This window comes from Mesorhizobium sp. M0195 (genome assembly GCF_040322115.1).
In the GTDB taxonomy this organism is placed as follows: domain Bacteria; phylum Pseudomonadota; class Alphaproteobacteria; order Rhizobiales; family Rhizobiaceae; genus Mesorhizobium.
This window is the reverse complement of the sequence record NZ_JAMYSV010000002.1, coordinates 531,430-546,566: the sequence shown is the minus strand read 5'-3', so window position 1 is coordinate 546,566 and position 15,137 is coordinate 531,430. Positions and strand designations below refer to the sequence as shown.

Annotated in this window: 17 protein-coding genes; 7 read left to right on the top strand and 10 right to left on the bottom strand. The window is 63.0% G+C overall.

The window, feature by feature from the left end:
- Positions 1–56: 56 nt before the first annotated feature.
- The 5 genes from NKJ12_RS07435 to NKJ12_RS07415 are packed head-to-tail and all read left to right on the top strand — an operon-like array spanning position 57 to position 4,392.
- The gene (locus NKJ12_RS07435) at positions 57–569 is read left to right on the top strand and encodes a TRAP transporter small permease (RefSeq protein ID WP_352701877.1); all 513 of its coding nucleotides are present in this window, start codon (positions 57–59) and stop codon (positions 567–569) included.
- 3 nt (positions 570–572) lie between these two features.
- Positions 573–1,883, top strand: a complete 1,311-nt coding sequence (locus tag NKJ12_RS07430; RefSeq protein WP_254818782.1) for a TRAP transporter large permease — start codon at positions 573–575, stop codon at positions 1,881–1,883.
- 26 nt (positions 1,884–1,909) lie between these two features.
- A complete protein-coding gene (locus NKJ12_RS07425; protein ID WP_352701875.1) occupies positions 1,910–2,623 on the top strand; it encodes a hypothetical protein in 714 nt (237 codons plus the stop codon).
- A gap of 41 nt (positions 2,624–2,664) precedes the next feature.
- Positions 2,665–3,423: an HpcH/HpaI aldolase family protein gene (locus tag NKJ12_RS07420; protein WP_352701873.1), complete on the top strand. Its 759-nt coding sequence runs from the start codon at positions 2,665–2,667 to the stop codon at positions 3,421–3,423.
- A gap of 12 nt (positions 3,424–3,435) precedes the next feature.
- Positions 3,436–4,392, top strand: a complete 957-nt coding sequence (locus NKJ12_RS07415; protein ID WP_352701871.1) for a C-terminal binding protein — start codon at positions 3,436–3,438, stop codon at positions 4,390–4,392.
- Between the two features lie 242 nt (positions 4,393–4,634).
- Here NKJ12_RS07415 and NKJ12_RS07410 read toward each other — a convergent pair whose 3' ends face one another.
- From NKJ12_RS07410 to NKJ12_RS07375, 8 genes are all read right to left on the bottom strand, one after another.
- Positions 4,635–5,114 carry a MaoC/PaaZ C-terminal domain-containing protein gene (locus NKJ12_RS07410; protein WP_352701869.1) on the bottom strand — a complete coding sequence of 160 codons (480 nt, stop codon included), beginning with the start codon at positions 5,112–5,114 and terminating at the stop codon, positions 4,635–4,637.
- A 1-nt stretch (position 5,115) separates the two neighbouring features.
- Positions 5,116–6,192, bottom strand: a complete 1,077-nt coding sequence (locus NKJ12_RS07405; RefSeq protein WP_352701867.1) for a Gfo/Idh/MocA family protein — start codon at positions 6,190–6,192, stop codon at positions 5,116–5,118.
- Positions 6,185–6,514, bottom strand: coding sequence for an L-rhamnose mutarotase (locus NKJ12_RS07400; protein WP_023676093.1), 330 nt, complete (start codon positions 6,512–6,514; stop codon positions 6,185–6,187). The genes NKJ12_RS07405 and NKJ12_RS07400 overlap by 8 nt, the downstream gene beginning before the upstream one ends.
- 9 nt (positions 6,515–6,523) lie before the next feature.
- The gene (locus NKJ12_RS07395) at positions 6,524–7,636 is read right to left on the bottom strand and encodes a mandelate racemase/muconate lactonizing enzyme family protein (protein ID WP_352701865.1); all 1,113 of its coding nucleotides are present in this window, start codon (positions 7,634–7,636) and stop codon (positions 6,524–6,526) included.
- 4 nt (positions 7,637–7,640) lie between these two features.
- On the bottom strand, positions 7,641–8,738 hold the full coding sequence (locus tag NKJ12_RS07390) for an ABC transporter ATP-binding protein (RefSeq protein ID WP_352505393.1): 1,098 nt from the start codon (positions 8,736–8,738) through the stop codon (positions 7,641–7,643).
- A 1-nt stretch (position 8,739) separates the two neighbouring features.
- Positions 8,740–9,606, bottom strand: coding sequence for a carbohydrate ABC transporter permease (locus NKJ12_RS07385; protein WP_352465970.1), 867 nt, complete (start codon positions 9,604–9,606; stop codon positions 8,740–8,742).
- Between the two features lie 2 nt (positions 9,607–9,608).
- Complete coding sequence (locus tag NKJ12_RS07380) at positions 9,609–10,505, bottom strand: carbohydrate ABC transporter permease (protein WP_352701863.1); 897 nt, start codon at positions 10,503–10,505, stop codon at positions 9,609–9,611.
- A 142-nt stretch (positions 10,506–10,647) separates the two neighbouring features.
- Positions 10,648–11,967, bottom strand: a complete 1,320-nt coding sequence (locus NKJ12_RS07375; RefSeq protein WP_352505391.1) for an ABC transporter substrate-binding protein — start codon at positions 11,965–11,967, stop codon at positions 10,648–10,650.
- Between the two features lie 159 nt (positions 11,968–12,126).
- Here NKJ12_RS07375 and NKJ12_RS07370 point away from each other — a divergent pair, with 159 nt between their 5' ends.
- Positions 12,127–12,915: an IclR family transcriptional regulator gene (locus NKJ12_RS07370; RefSeq protein ID WP_352451570.1), complete on the top strand. Its 789-nt coding sequence runs from the start codon at positions 12,127–12,129 to the stop codon at positions 12,913–12,915.
- A 67-nt stretch (positions 12,916–12,982) separates the two neighbouring features.
- Positions 12,983–13,819 (top strand): amidohydrolase family protein, encoded by an 837-nt coding sequence (locus NKJ12_RS07365; RefSeq protein ID WP_352505390.1) that lies wholly within the window; start codon positions 12,983–12,985, stop codon positions 13,817–13,819.
- A 65-nt stretch (positions 13,820–13,884) separates the two neighbouring features.
- On the opposite strand, the gene NKJ12_RS07360 is transcribed toward NKJ12_RS07365, so the two are convergent.
- Together NKJ12_RS07360 and NKJ12_RS07355 are read right to left on the bottom strand one after the other, a co-directional pair.
- Positions 13,885–14,022, bottom strand: coding sequence for a hypothetical protein (locus tag NKJ12_RS07360; protein WP_352505389.1), 138 nt, complete (start codon positions 14,020–14,022; stop codon positions 13,885–13,887).
- Positions 14,023–14,030: 8 nt separating this feature from the next.
- On the bottom strand, positions 14,031–15,131 hold the full coding sequence (locus NKJ12_RS07355) for an extracellular solute-binding protein (RefSeq protein WP_352505461.1): 1,101 nt from the start codon (positions 15,129–15,131) through the stop codon (positions 14,031–14,033).
- Between the last annotated feature and the right edge of the window lie 6 nt (positions 15,132–15,137).

Here is a 15,137-nt window from a genome sequence, read left to right as displayed (position 1 = left end):
GCGCCCTCCGTCAAAGTTGGGCCAAGGGGCAAAGGTGGACATGAGGGTCGTCGGGCATGGACAGATTGTTTGCAGCGATTGGGAAGCTGAGCCTTGCGTTGGCGGCGGCGGCAAAAGTGGTGCTTGGCCTCATCATTGTCGCGGTGGTTGCTGATGCGTGCGTCCGCAATCTGGGCCTGAGGCCGCTTGCCTGGGCAGTATCCGCGACGGAATACGGCTTGCTTTACGCGGCATTTCTGCCGATGCCCTGGCTGGTCCACAGCAAGGGCCATGTCTTCGTCGAGTTCCTGCGCAAGGCGCTGCCGGTGCGGGCACGGGCGGTGCTTGAAAAGCTGGTCTATCTCGCCTGCATTGCCGTCAGCCTCTACCTCGGCAGCATCGCTCTGTCGTCCCTGACAAGTGCCGTGGCGGGCGGCGAATATGAAACGCGCAGCTTCGACATGCCGAAATGGCTGGTCTTTCTGCCCATCATGCTCGCCTTCTACCTCTCGGCGCTGGAATGGCTCAGATACCTGCTCGGCCGTGACACGCTGTACACGCTCGATCCTCTGGAAATGGAAGGGCTCTGACCGGTGGCCTGGCTGTTTCCATTCGCCGTGCTCGTTGGCACCATCCTGGTGTTGATGGGGCTGGGGCTGCCGGTCGCCTTCGCGTTCTTCGTTACCAATGTGATCGGGCTGTACCTGTTCTTCGGCGGTTCGATCGGCGTGACGCAGATGGTCGCCAACTTCTCCGACGCTGTCTCGACCTACGCGCTTGCCCCGCTGCCGATGTTTCTTGTCATGGGCAGCCTGTTCTTCCGCTCCGGCCTCGGCGAGAAGGTCATCTACGCGCTCGACCTGTGCATCGGCAATCTGCGCGGACGCCTCGCCTATGTCGTCCTCGCCGCCGGCACGATCTTTTCCGCGCTGTCGGGCTCGAGCCTCGCCAATACCGGCATGATGGGCTCGCTGATGGTGCCCGAGATGCTGAAGCGGGGCTACAAGCCGCATATGGCCTACGGCCCAGTGCTTGGCGCCGGAAGCCTTGCCGTCATCATCCCGCCATCCTCGCTGGCTGTCTTGCTCGGCTCGCTTGCCCAGATCGACGTCGGCGCGCTGCTCATAGCGGGGGCTCTGCCCGGGCTGCTGCTCGTTGTCATGTACGCAGCGCTGATCTTCGCCCAGACGAAGATCGACCCGGACGCCGCTCCGCACTATCCGGTGCCCGCCGTTCCCGCGGCCGAGAAGGTGAGGGCGGTCGCCGTCAACATCATTCCGATGAGCGTCATCGTGTTCATGGTGGTCGGCACGATCATCCTTGGGATAGCGACGCCGACGGAATCGGCGGGACTCGGCTGTGCCGCGGTTTTCGCCTTGTTGTTTGTCTACCGACGGTTCAGCTGGTCGGTTGTCTGGAAGTCGCTGGACGATGCGATGAAGGTCACCGGCATGACCTTCCTGATCATCTCGGCTTCGACGACGTTCTCGCAGATATTCGCCTTCTCCGGCGCCTCCAACGGCTTTATCCAGTTCATCGTCGGCTACGATCTTGGACCGTATCCCATGCTGCTCATGATGGTGCTCGTCATCCTGCTGCTCGGCATGTTCATGGATCAGGTCTCGATGATGCTGATCACGCTGCCGATCTTCCTGCCGATCGCCCAGCAATTCGGCTACGAGCCCGTATGGTTCGGGCTGATCCTGCTGCTCGCCTACGAGGTCGGCTTCACCACGCCGCCGTTTGGCCTGCTGCTGTTCATCATGATCGGTGTCGCGCCGAAAGGCACATCGCTCAAAACGGTTGCCATGTCAGCGGCGCCTTACATCGCGCTGACGCTTCTGCTGATCCTGCTGATTGTCCTCTTTCCGCAGATCGCTCTCTTTCTTCCGAATTTGATCTAGCCGAACTCGATCCAGAGGGTCTCCGCATGCGCTTTGCCTATCTTGCCTTCTTCCATGCCGACCGCGAGGCAAATTTGGCCATCGCCGGTGAAGACGTTGACGCTGTGCGGCGTGTGCTTGCGTCGACGCCGGGCCTTGCGCTTGCCAACATCTATCTGCCCGAAGTGGCGACGGACATGTTCAACAACGATGGTCCACCGCCGGTCTTTGGCTTCCAGCTCTATTTCGACGAATTGGCGGACATGGAGGCGGCGCTGGCGCCGTCCGGCCATCTGCAGGCACTTGCCGCACCTGGCGTGCTGTCCAGCATCGCCGGTTCGAGGCCGACGCAACAGGCAACGTGCGTGCGTCCGTTTCCCGTCGATGACGCTGGCGTCAAGACGTTCGGGCTGCCCTGCAGCTATCTTGTCCACTATCCCGGGCCGGCCGAAGACATGAATGTCTGGCTCCACCACTATGTGACGCATCATCCGCAACTGATGCGGGGCTTCCCAGGCATTCGCCACATCGAGGTTCTGTCGCGACTGGATTGGTGCGGTTCGCTGCCCTGGCCGCGGATCGACTATATGCAGCGCAATCGCGTCATGTTCGACAGTCCCGCTGCATTGACGCACGCGCTGCAATCGCCGGCGCGGCTGGAGATGCGCGCCGACTACAAGACTTTTCCGCCGTTTTCAGGCGGCAGCCGGCATTTTCCGATGTCGACGGAAGCCGTGCATCCTTCGTCAAGGGCCTCGTAGGCAAACAGGGTTTGCCGACGCCGAAAATTTCTGGAGATTTCATGTACGACTTTCGCAAGAAATGTATCTCTCTCGATCGCCTCATCGGCACCTTCTGCGCCATCCCGCACCCTGTGGCGGTCGAAGTGGCGGCCGCGAGCGGGGTCGATTTCCTGTGCATCGACTGGGAGCATTCGCAGATCGGCCGCGAACGGCTCGAAGATCTGATCCGCGCCGCCGATGTCCACAAGGTTCCCGCGATGGTGCGCGTTCCCGGCCACACGCCGGAGTGGATCGCGGCCGCGCTCGACGCCGGCGCGTCGGGCGTCCTGGTGCCGCGCGTCTCCACGGCCGAGCAAGCCCGCATGGCGGTCATGGCCTGCCGTTACCCGCCGGTCGGCGCCCGCGGTGTCGGCCCAGGCCGCGCCGCCGGTTATGGCTACAGCATTCCGGACTACCTCAAATCGGCCAACGAGGTCCTGACGGTCGCCATCCAGGTCGAGACGGCCGAAGGCCTCGCCAATATCGACGACATCGTCCAGGTCGACGGCGTCGACGTGGTCTTCGTTGGCCCCGGCGACCTGTCGGTCTCGATCGACGCCATGGGGCCGGCCGGCCAGGACAAGCTCAATGCCGCGATTATGAGGATCGCGGCCGCGGCGCGCACGGCCCGCAAGGCCGTCGGCATCTTTCGCCCCTCGGCGGATGATGTCGGCAAATGGTCGCGGCACGGCATCAGCTTCCACGTGCTGGCCAGCGACACGATGTTTCTCGGCGCCGGCCTTGCCGCCGGTGTCGCGTCGGCGCGCAGCGCCTCATAGCAAGAGTTTGGCATGAAGATCATCAAGACCGACGGCGTGTTGTCAGTCGAGGAAGAGCAGTTGCGCTACCTCGACGGCTTGGGCGCCGAGTTTGTCGAAAAGACGCTGCTCACGGAAGATGCCCTGATCGAACACTGCCGCGACGCCGACGCATTGATGGTATTGCGCGAGCCGATAACGGCTCGCGTTTTGGCGGAACTGAAGAGGCTCAAGATCATCGGACGGTTCGGCGTCGGGCTCGATTCGATCGACGTCGAGGCCGCCAGCCGTGCCGGTGTTCAGGTAACCTACGTGCCGGACGCCAATCTGGTTGAAGTCAGCACCCACGCCATGGCCCTGATCCTGGCCTTGACGCGCAGGCTGAAGCAGTTCGACAGCGCCGTGCGCGCCGGCCGCTGGGCTGCAATGACCGATGGCGCCGGCATCACGCGGCCCGACAGGCAAATCCTCGGCCTGATCGGCTTCGGCCAGATCGGGCGCCTGACTGCCGAGCGGGCGCGGGTCTTCGGCTACCACATCATCGCCTACGACCCTCACATGCCGGCCGAGCGCATCACGGCCGGTGGTGCTGAACCGGTCGGCTTCGACGAGTTGCTTGCCAGCGCCGACATCGTCTCGCTGCACGTTCCCGCGACACCGGAGACCAGAAACATCATGTCGGCGCAAGCCCTGTCGCGGATGAAGGAAGGGGCGATACTCATCAACGTGTCCCGCGGCGGCCTCGTCGACGAGGTCGCCTTGGCGGATCTGATCCGGCGTCGCCATCTGGCTGGCGCCGGCATCGACACTTTCGAGCGGGAGCCGCCTTCGCCCGACAATCCGCTGCTGGCGCTGGACACCGTCCTGGTCAGTCCACACGCGGCGCACTACTCGACCCAGTCTTACGCAGAGGTTCGCAACAAGGTGTTTGCCGATGTCGCATCGGTCCTGCGCGGCGGCAAGCCGGTATATCCGGTCAACCGGATATGACCATTCCCGATGTCGGCACCCATCCGCTGCCTGTCGACAGTTACAGCTTAACGGTCCGGGGCAGGCGCCCCCTGAGCGCGACCTCGGCAAGTGGATAAAGACGGGAAGGGGTGAAGAGCGAATTCGCATTTTTTGCCGACAGCGCCACATTTTGTTCTTGCTTTGTGCCGGCAGCTATGCTACTAATTTGTGTATAGTGCTGATTCGCACTGAGGACCCGCCACAAGGCGGGTTTTTTGCCTTTAGGTTTCAGCGCCATCCGTCGAGGCTCTGCTCGGCTTGTCGCGACGCTCGACGATGTAGATGTGGTCGGCGACCAACACCACGTCGCCATGCTGGTTGATCACCTCGCAGCGCTCGATGACCCGGCCTGAATCGGGTCGCTTCGGGTCGTCTTCCCTGGCCGAGGTGGTGGTGCGGGTGCGGATCGTATCGCCGATGAACACCGGCTTGATGAAGCGCAGCCTGTCGTAGCCATAGGAGAAGGCAACCGGGTTGACGACGCTTGCCGTCAGTCCGACGCCGACCGAAAAGACCAGCGTGCCGTGGGCGATGCGCTGGCCAAACGGCGTCGTCTTCATGAACTCGGCGTCCATGTGGTGGGGAAAGAAATCGCCGGTATGGCCGGCATGAACGACGAAATCGGTCTCGGTGATGGTGCGCCCGCTGGTCATGCGCGACGAGCCGATCTGGTAGTCCTCGAAGTAGATCGTCTGCTCCATGTCAGGGCCTCGCCGCTATCGGTGTTGCCGGCGCCGCGCTCGATTGATAGGCGGCTTCGACCAGCGCCATGGTGCTCCAGCCGTCCTCGACGGAACTGACAAGCTCGGCGTCCTCGCCCGACGCGTAGCGCTGGACATTGGCCATGCGGCCGGCAAAGGCGTCCGGAAACCATGAGCCGACGAGTGGAACCGCAATCCAGTCCTTGCCGCCTTTGGGGTAGATTTCGAGAATGTCCGGCTCGCCGCGCGGATAGTCGAGGTTGACGCCTAATTTGAGGTAAGCGGCGCCCTCGGTGCCGCAGATGCGGAATTCGCAAGCCTGGTGTTTTCGACCGAATTTGTGATCGTGGTTGATCGACAGCGCACAGCGCACGGTGTCGCCATAGTCGAGGATCGCGCTGGTTCGCGTTTGCGCAACCTTATGGCCGGGGTGGCCGAGTGTCTTGGCGTGAACCCCCTTGGGATCGCCGAGCAATTGCCGGATCAGGTCGAGATAATGGATCGAATGCATGGCGATCTCGACACGCGGCGCCTGCAACAGGAATTCCCAGAGCTGCCAGGGTGTCGCCAGCGCCAGCCATGCGTCGAAATCGACCACTTCGCCCAGCCAGCCCTTGGCGATCGCATCCTTCAGCGCCAGCATCATCGGCGCAAAACGGAGCTGGAAATTCACAGCGGCCCTGAGGTTTTTGGAGCGGCAGATTTCGAGGATCTCGGTCGCCTCGGTGAGGTCGCTGCCCATCGGCTTCTGGATCAGCGTCACCGCACCATCGGGCAGCGCCCTGAGCACGCCGGCGTGATGGGCCGGCGGTGTCGCCAGGTCGAATACGGCGTCCTTGATTGACGCAGCTTCCTCGAGCGACCGGTAAGCGGTGACGCCCCATTTCTGCGCCAGTTTTTCCGCCTTGGCCAGGTCGGGGTCGAAAAGCCCGGCAACCGGGAAACCGGCTTTCCCGTAGGCCGGGAAATGCGCATCGCCGACGATCGAGCCGGCGCCGAAAATCACGATCGGCCTGGGCTTTGACGGTTGTGCCCAGGCCTGGGAAAGCGAGGCAGGATCGAAAATGTCATCAGTCATAGTGGAAGACTTCGTCCATCGACGCCCACCACTCGCCCTCCTTGCGGGTCGGCAGCGGCTCCTGGCACGGCATGCACAGCGCCCACCATTCCTGCGTCGTGGGATCGGCAGCCATCTTCGCCATGTCGGCGGCATAGTCGGTGCCGTGGTACTCGAAGGTGCTGAACAAAAGGTGCTCCGGCTCCCTCAGATAGATCGAATAATTCTTGATGTTGCAGGCGGAAATCATCTTGAGGACGTCCGGCCAGACGGCAGCGTGAAGCCGCACATACTCGGCGACTTTCTCCGGCTTGAGACCGAGCACCATTCCCATTCGCTGCATGTCCGCCTCCTATTTCACTATCGCCATGGTGAATTCCGCTATGCTCTTCGACTTGATCGCATCCCAGTCCCAGTCGATGCCGATGCCGGGCTCGTCCGGCGCCAGCGCGTGCCCGTCCTCGATACGCATTTTCGTGCCGGTCAGCTCGTCGAGCTGGGGAATATACTCGACATATCTGCCGTTCTGAACGGCGCATGTCAGGCTGACATGCAGTTCCATCAGGAAATGCGGGCAGACCGGTATGTCGAACGCCTCGGCTGCATGCGCCACCTTCAGCCACGGCGTGATGCCGCCGATGCGACCGACATCGACCTGCACGATCGAACACGCGCCCTTTTGCATATATTCGCGGAAATGCCGGATCGAATAGAGCGACTCGCCGATGGCGATCGGCGTCGATGTGGCACTCGACAGCCGCACATGGCCGTCAATGTCGTCGGCCGGCAGCGGTTCCTCGATCCAGGCGAGGTCGAGTTCACGCAAGCGCTCGGCCCGGCGGATCGCCTCGTCGACAGAAAAGCCCTGGTTGCAGTCGGTCATGATCTCGTAGGAGTCTCCAACCGCCCGGCGCACCGCCGTCAGCCGGGCAAGATCCTCGGAACCGTGCGGCTTGCCGATCTTGACCTTCGAGCCGCGAAACCCCTTGGCCTTGGCGGCCAGCGCATCCTCGACCAGTGCCTCGGTTTCGATATGCAGCCAGCCGCCTTCGGTGGTGTAGAGCGGGCAGCGGTCCTTGGCGCCGCCAGCAAGCTTCCACAGCGGCAGGTTTTGCTTCCTCGCCCACAGATCCCAAAGGGCAGTGTCGATGGCCGCCAGCGCGATTGCCGTGATCGCGCCGATCGTCGTGGCGTGGGTGGCGAACTCCAGCTCGTGCCAGACCGCCTCGATCATGTCGGCGTCGCGGCCGATCAGCCGCGGTGCAAGGTGGTCGGCCAGGAGCCGCATCACCGACGAGCCGCCGGTGCCGATCGTGTAGCTGTAGCCGGTGCCGACCGCGCCGTCGGCGTCGGTGATGGTGACGATCGGTGTTTCCTGGCTGACAAAACTCTGGATGGCATCGGTGCGCTTGACCTTCGGCACCAAGTCGACCATGCGCAGTTCGACTTTCTCGATCTTTGCCATGATTTTAACCTCGCAATGTCTTGCCCGTTTCGGCAGAAAACAGATGGGCCTGCGACAGGTCCAGGCTCATCTTGACCCTGTCGCCGGCCCTGAGCGGCTTTGGATTGAGCATGCGGGATACCCAGTCGCTGCCGTTGAATTCGGCAAACACCAGCGTCTCGTTGCCAAGCGGTTCGGTGACGGTCACCGGCAGTTCCACCTGGTGGACGTCGACCTCTTCGCCGGAGCTGATGCCGTGTCCCGTCGGATAAATGTCGTCGGGCCTGAGGCCGAATACGACCTTGTCGCCGGTTCCGACATTTGCCTTGAACTGGCTGGGCAGAGGCAGTCTCTCGCCGCTGGCGAACAGCAGCTGTCCGTCGTCGACAACCGCCTCGTGCAAATTCATCGGCGGCGAGCCGATGAAGCCGGCCACGAAGCGCGTCTGCGGCCGGCGGAAGACCTCGTCGGGTGTGCCGACCTGCTCGATGAACCCGTCACGCATGATGACGATGCGGTCGGCCAATGTCATCGCTTCGACCTGGTCATGGGTGACGTAGATCACCGTCGACCGGACCTTGGCATGCAGTTTCTTGATCTCGGTGCGCATCTGCGTCCGAAGCTTGGCGTCGAGATTGGAAAGCGGCTCGTCGAACAGGAAGACGTCGGGATCGCGCACGATGGCGCGACCCATGGCGACGCGCTGGCGCTGTCCGCCCGACAACTGCGACGGCCGGCGGTCGAGCAACTGGTCGAGGCCGAGAATGCCGGACGCTTCGGCTACGCGACGGTCCATTTCTTCTTTCGCGGCGCCGGCTATCTTCAGCGAGAAGCCGAGGTTTTCGCGCACCGTCATATGCGGATAGAGCGCGTAGGACTGGAACACCATCGAGATGTTGCGCGAGCGCGGCGGCAGGTCGTTGACCATGCGGCCGCCGATCTCGATGATCCCGTCGCTGATCGCCTCGAGGCCGGCGATCATGCGCAGGGTTGTCGACTTGCCGCAGCCGGACGGCCCGACCAGCGCGATGAACTCGCGGTCGGCGACCTCGAGGTCGATGCCGTGCACGACCGCCACCGGACCATAGCTCTTGGTGAGTTTCTTGAGCGATACAGTTGCCATGTCAGCCTTTCACCGCGCCGGAAGTGAGGCCGCCGACGAGATGTTTCTGGACGATGAAGGTAAGCGTGAGCGCCGGTATGATCATAACCACGGCCAGCGCGCACATGCCGCGCCAGTCGATGGTGAATTCGGCCGTATAGTCGAGCAGGCCGACCGGCAGGGTCTTGGAGTTGATCGAGCGTGTCAGCTGCGAGGCGAGCGCGAACTCGTTCCAGGAGGTGAGGAAGGCAAAGATGCCGGCCGAGGCGATGCCAGGCCCGGCCAACGGAAACTCGACCTGCCAGAAGGCCTGCCAGCGCGTGCAGCCGTCGATCTGCGCCGCCTCGGCAAGGTCTTTCGGCACCTGGCGGAAAAAGCCGTCGATCAGCCAGACGGTGAAGGGCACGTTGAGCGCGACATAGACCAGGATCAGCCCGAAATGCGTATCGATGATGCCGAGCCGCGCAAAGACGAAGAACAGCGGCAGCGACAGCGCAATGCCAGGCACCGTGCGCGTCAGCATCAGGCCAAGGAACATCGCCGATTTGGCGCGAAAGCGGTAGCGCGCAAAGGCATAGCCGCCGGCCATGCCGATAACGATGGCGATCACCGTCGAGGTCACCGAGATGATCAGCGAATTGCGGAAGTAGTCGAGCACCGGAATGCCGCCCTGGCCGACGCCGCTGAACATGGCTATGTAGGCATCGAGCGAGAGTTGCTGCGGGATCCACACCGGCGGCTTGGCCATGATCTCGACGGTCGGCCGCAGCGACGACAGCACGATCCAGATGCCGGGCAGGCAGATGACCAGCATGGCCAGGAACAGTCCGATGCCGTGAACGATGCCGAGCGCTTTGTTGCCGACGCGATGCAGGCTGTTCTGGTCCATCCTCACCACTCCGCCGCGATCTGTGTGCGCGCCGCGGCGAGCTTGCGGTAGAAATAGACGGTGAACAGGATGGACAGCAGGATGGAGAAATAGGCCATGGCATTGGCCATTCCCATCCGGGCATCGCCATAGGCAGTGCGGGCGACGAGCGTCCAGACCAGTTCGGTGCGGCCGGCAGGACCGCCGTCGGTCATGATCTTGACGATGTCATAGGCGCGCGCGACGTCGAGCGAGCGGATGGTCATGGCGATGAAGGCAAACGGCATGATGAACGGCCAGGTGACATAGCGGAATGTCTGCCACGGCGTGCAGCCGTCGACGCGCGCCGCCTCGACCGGTTCGCGCGGCATCGCCAGCAGCCCGGCAAGGATCAGGATCGCGAACACCGAGGTCGACGACCAGATCTCGGCGGTCAGGATGGCGATGAAGGCGAAATTGCCGTCGATCAGCCACGGGATGGCGCGGTCGGTCAGGCCGAGCCCCTGCAGGGCGTTGTTCACCAGGCCGATATTGTCGTTGAACATGAATTTGAACTGGAATCCGACCAGGATCGGCGAAAACATCATCGGAAACATCATGATGGTGCGCAGAACCCGCTGGCCGCGCGATGCCTTTTCCACCAGCAGCGCCAGCCCGAGCCCGATCACCATTTCCAGGTTGAGCGCCACCGTCAGCAGGACCACGGTGCGGGCAAAGGCAACCCAGAAAGCGCGGCTGGTCAGGATGGCGACGTAGTTGCGCGCGCCGATGAAGACCCAGAACGTCTCCGGCCTGGTCAGCCGGAACGGCGTGAAGCTGGAATAGAGCGACAGCAGCAGCGGCACCACCACCACCGCCGCAAGCACGATCACCGCCGGCAGCAGGAGCAACAATGGCGGCGAAGGTCTCCAGCCTTTCATGGCGATCCGGTTCTGGTTGGTGCCCGGACACCGAAGGCCGCCATTGGCGAGCTGGGATCAAGACACAGCGTGTTGCGCATGGTTCGAAAAAAGTTCGGGGCGCCGCCCTTCAATGAGCGCGGCGCCCCCCTTGGTTGAATGATCAAAGCTTGCCTGCGTCCTCGAGGATCTGGGTGGCCTTGGCGGCAGCGTCGTCCAGCGCCTGCTTGGAGGTCTTGTCGCCAAGGATGGCGGCCTGCAATTCGGGATAGACGGCGTTGGAGATTTCGATCCATTCAGCTGTCTGCGGCACGGCAAAAGCGTGCTTTGCCTCTTCCTGGAAAGCCGCCAGCACTTCCTTCTTGTAGGGATCGCTTGCCGCCTGCTGGATGTCCCAGTCCCACACCGCCGTGCGGGTCGGCAGTGGGCCGCTTGCCGCCTCGAGCTTCTGGCTGTCCTCATTGGTCAGGAACCAGACCAGCGACGCCGCAGCCTCCTTGCTGGCGCAGTTTTCGGTGACCGAAAATCCGTGGTGCCCCGACCAGCCGGTGCGAATGCCGGCCGATCCCTTCGGCGCCACCTTCACCCCGACATTGCCGGCGACCTTCGACGACTTCGGATCGTTGAAGAAGCCTGCCCAGCCTGGCCAGTCGAGGTTGATGGCGACGGTGCCTGAGGCAAAGCCCTGGCCGAGATCGTCCCACAGATAGTTGGTGGTGCCGGCCGGCACCGCCTTGGCCTTGTAGAGATTGACGAACCAGTCGAGTGCGTGCACGCCGGCTTCCGAGTTGAAGGCCGGCTTGCCATCCTTGTCGAGGTATTCGCCGCCGTCGGCGATGAGCATCTCGTAAAACCGGCCGTTGATCGCCTCTTCCTTGCCGGCGAACTGGGTGCCGTAGAAATCGGGCGGGCTGGCGAAGAATTCCGCCTGCTGGGCGACCTCGTCCCAGGTGTCGGGCGGTGTCAGCTCCTTGCCGTACTTGGCCTTGTAGGCGGCCTTCTTGGCTTCGTCCTGGTAGAGGCTCTTCTGGTAATAGAGCGCCGACACGTCGAACTGCGCGCGCGGCAGCATCACCAGCTTGCCGTCGAGCGTCGAGGCCTTGATCGTCGACGGCACGAAGGCGTCGATCTCCTCCTTCGGCAGCAGCTTGTTGAGGTCGGTGTAGATATCAGGATACTGCGGCGCGAAGGACGAGTGGTTCGACCCAACGCACCAGTTGATGCTGCCGGAGGCGATGTCCGACTTGATTTCCTTGTCGAGCTCGAAGTGGTTTTTCTTCGAGATCACGTTGACCTTGGCGCCGGTCAGTTTTTCCCATTCGCCGATGCGCGCGTAGAGCCCTTCATATTGCTGGCCGCCGATCAGCTTGGCGTCGATAGTGACGCCGTCGAATTTGCCGGGCAGGTCGGCAGCAAGGGCAGCACTCGCACCAAGTGCGAGCAGCGTTACGCCGGCTGACAGGCCGCAGAACAGTTTCGTCATTGGTATCCTCCCAAGAGCCTGCATCGATCGCGTAGTGAGGTCGATCGGCAGCTTCATTCATATACAAACAAAACATTCATAGGATCGTCAAGCCGAAAGTTCTTTCGGAAGCAATACCGTTATGCGTATATGAAAAATGCAATTCACTGGAGAGGCGGAATGGCAGAGGACGAGGAAGACGACCGCTATCGAGCCCCGGCGCTGGACAAGGGGCTCGACATCCTCGAGCTGCTGGCCGGGGTCGATGGCGGCCTGACGCAGGCGGAAATCGCCAAGAAGCTCGACCGCAGCCCGAACGAATTCTATCGCATGCTGGACCGGCTGGTGCGGCGCGGCTATGTCACGCGGCCGGATGGTGACCGTTACTCGCTGACGCTCAAGCTGTTTGGTCTGGCGCAGCTGCACGCGCCGGTGCGCCGGCTGGTTTCCTATGCGACGCCGCTGATGCGCGAGCTGGCCGAGACCACACAGCAGGCAAATCAGCTGGTCGTCTTCGATCGCGGTTCTGCGGTGGTGATCGCACAGCAGGAGGCGCCGGATTACTGGGGCATCTCGATCCGCGTCGGCTCGCATATCAGCCTGTTCGACACCGGCTCCGGCCATGTGCTGCTGGCGTTCCGCCCGCCGGAAGAGCGGCAGATGATGATCTCAGAACATCTGCGCAGCACCGACAAGCCGCCGCAATCGCCGGAGTTCTTTGCCCGCCTCGACCAGATCCGGGAACGCGGCTACGAGATGATGGCATCGATGCAGACCGCCGGTGTCTTCAACCTGTCGACACCGGTTCTTGGCTCGGACGGCAGGGCGATCGCCGCGCTGTCGATCCCCTACATAACCCTGGTCAACGCACCCAAGGCGCCCGACATTACGAGGACGATTGAGCTGCTGCTGGCAGCGACCGAAAAGCTGTCGCAGCTGGCGGGATCGACCGTCAAGCAATCGCGATGAATTCTTATTTGAATGAAGAATTTCTCCGTGAGATGATCGCGAAGTCGCCAAGGAGGAGCGCGCCACCATGATCTTCGACACTCATCTGCACCTGATCGACCAGTCCGCGCTGCGCTATCCCTGGCTGGCCGGTGTGCCGGCGCTCAACCGCGATTTCTCCTACGACGAATATGCAGTCCAGGCCCGCCGCGCCGGCATCGAGGGCGCATTGCACATGGAGGTCGATGTCGATCCTGCCGACATCGAGGCCGAGACCAGCCATGTGAAAACGCTGTCGCAGCAGAAGGGCAGCCTGCTACGCGGTGCAATCGCCTCCTGCCGTCCGGAAGAGCCGGGCTTTGCCGGCTATCTCGAGCGCCAGCGTGAAGATTCTTTCGTCAAGGGCTTTCGGCGTGTGCTGCACGTCATGCCGGATGAACTGTCGGAAGGCGCGCTGTTTCGTGAAAACATCAAGCGGCTTGCCGGCAGCGGCCTGACCTTCGACCTCGTCGTCCTGCCGCACCAGATCCCCAAGGCGATCGTACTCGCCGACCTCGCGCCGGATGTGCAGTTCGTGCTCGACCATTGCGGCGTGCCCGACATCAAGGGCGGTGCCGAGCACCCCTGGCGCGAGCACATGGCGGAGATCGCGCGGCGCCCGAACGTCGCCGGCAAAATTTCCGGTGTGGTCGCCTATGCGGATGCTGGATCCTGGACTGTCGAAACGCTGCGTTCCTATGTCGAGCACACCATCCAATGCTTCGGCTGGGATCGCGTCGTCTGGGGAAGCGACTGGCCGGTCTGCACGCTCGGCGGCGGGCTTGCGACCTGGATTGCGGCGACGCACGCGCTGCTTGCCGGCACCAGCGACGATGAACGGCAAAAGCTGCTGTCCGGCAACGCCAAGCGGCTGTGGAGTTTGTAGAGCATTTTGCAGCCAAGTGGAATCACTTGGCGTCGCACAAATGCGGCTAAAACGAATAGACGGCCTCAGATGGTCGCCGACATGTGCCGCTCGCGACCGTAGAGCGAAACCAGGAGCACGACGACCAGGCCAAGTGCCGCCCAGGCCGACGGCAGCACCTTCTGCGGCGCGCCGTCATATTGCGCCTTCAGTTCGGTCGGCAATCCAGCGATCACGCCCGAAACAGGCGATTGAGATCGGCAACGACGCGAGCCGCATTGTGCCTTTCGCTCAGGCCAAGATTGATGCGATCTGACGCCGCCTGCTGGAAGGCCATGTAGCCGTCGTGCCGCGGCCTGACCCAGGCACCTTCGAGCGTGGCTCGGGTGTCCTTGTAGAAATTGCCGCTGGCGGCATTGACGGCGGCGTCCGCCCAGGCTGCCGCATGGCCGGGCTGGCCGCCGGCCGAGGCGTAAGGGCCGCGCTGCACGTCACCGCTGGCGATCCAGTAAGCGAAGTCGATGGCCGCCCGCCTGGCCTTCGAAAAGGCCGACACGGCGATGCCGGTCCCGCCAAGCGCCGAGCCTTTGGGACCGACATTGCCCGCAGCAGGGATATCGGCGAAAACAACGCGGCTGGGCCGGAATCCGGCGATGGCGTAGGAGACATAGCCATAGATCAGCGGCGCACAGGCGATCCGCGATCCCGATCCGGCCATTTGCTCAAGAACCGCGATCGGGTCCATGCCAAGACAGGCCGGGTCGACGAGCGCCGCGATCTCGCGCATCATCTCGAAAACCTGCTTGCCGATTGCAGGATCCACATGGTCGCCCGGGCCTTCACCGGCGGGCCGGCCGAGATTGCCGGCGAGCGTGTAGAACACCATCAGCGAATGCGGCGGCCTGAGCGGCAACAACACGCGGCCCTGCCGCGCCAGATCGAGCGCATCGGCCCAGCTCGCCGGCGCAGCCGAGAGCATGTCGGGGCGCCATGCCTGCACCTGGCTGGCCGCGTCGATCGGAAACGCCCACTGCCGGCCCTGCCAGTTGTAGCTGGCATAGGACCGGCCGACGCTGCCCGCCGCAAGTGCTGCACGTTCGGCTTCCCGGCCGGCAACATCGAGCGGCGTCAGGCAGTTCTCGGCGGTGATCCGGCCGACATGCGGATGGTCGATGACGATCAGATCATAGGCGTGGGCCAGTTCCTCGACCGGAAAGGTCTCGAAATCCTGCAGCGAGCGCTTGTCCCATTCGATAGCGACGCCGGTCCGTTCCTTCCACAGCGCCGAACAGGCGACCATCGGGTCATAGCCGCGCGGATGGCTCCAGGTCATGCCTTT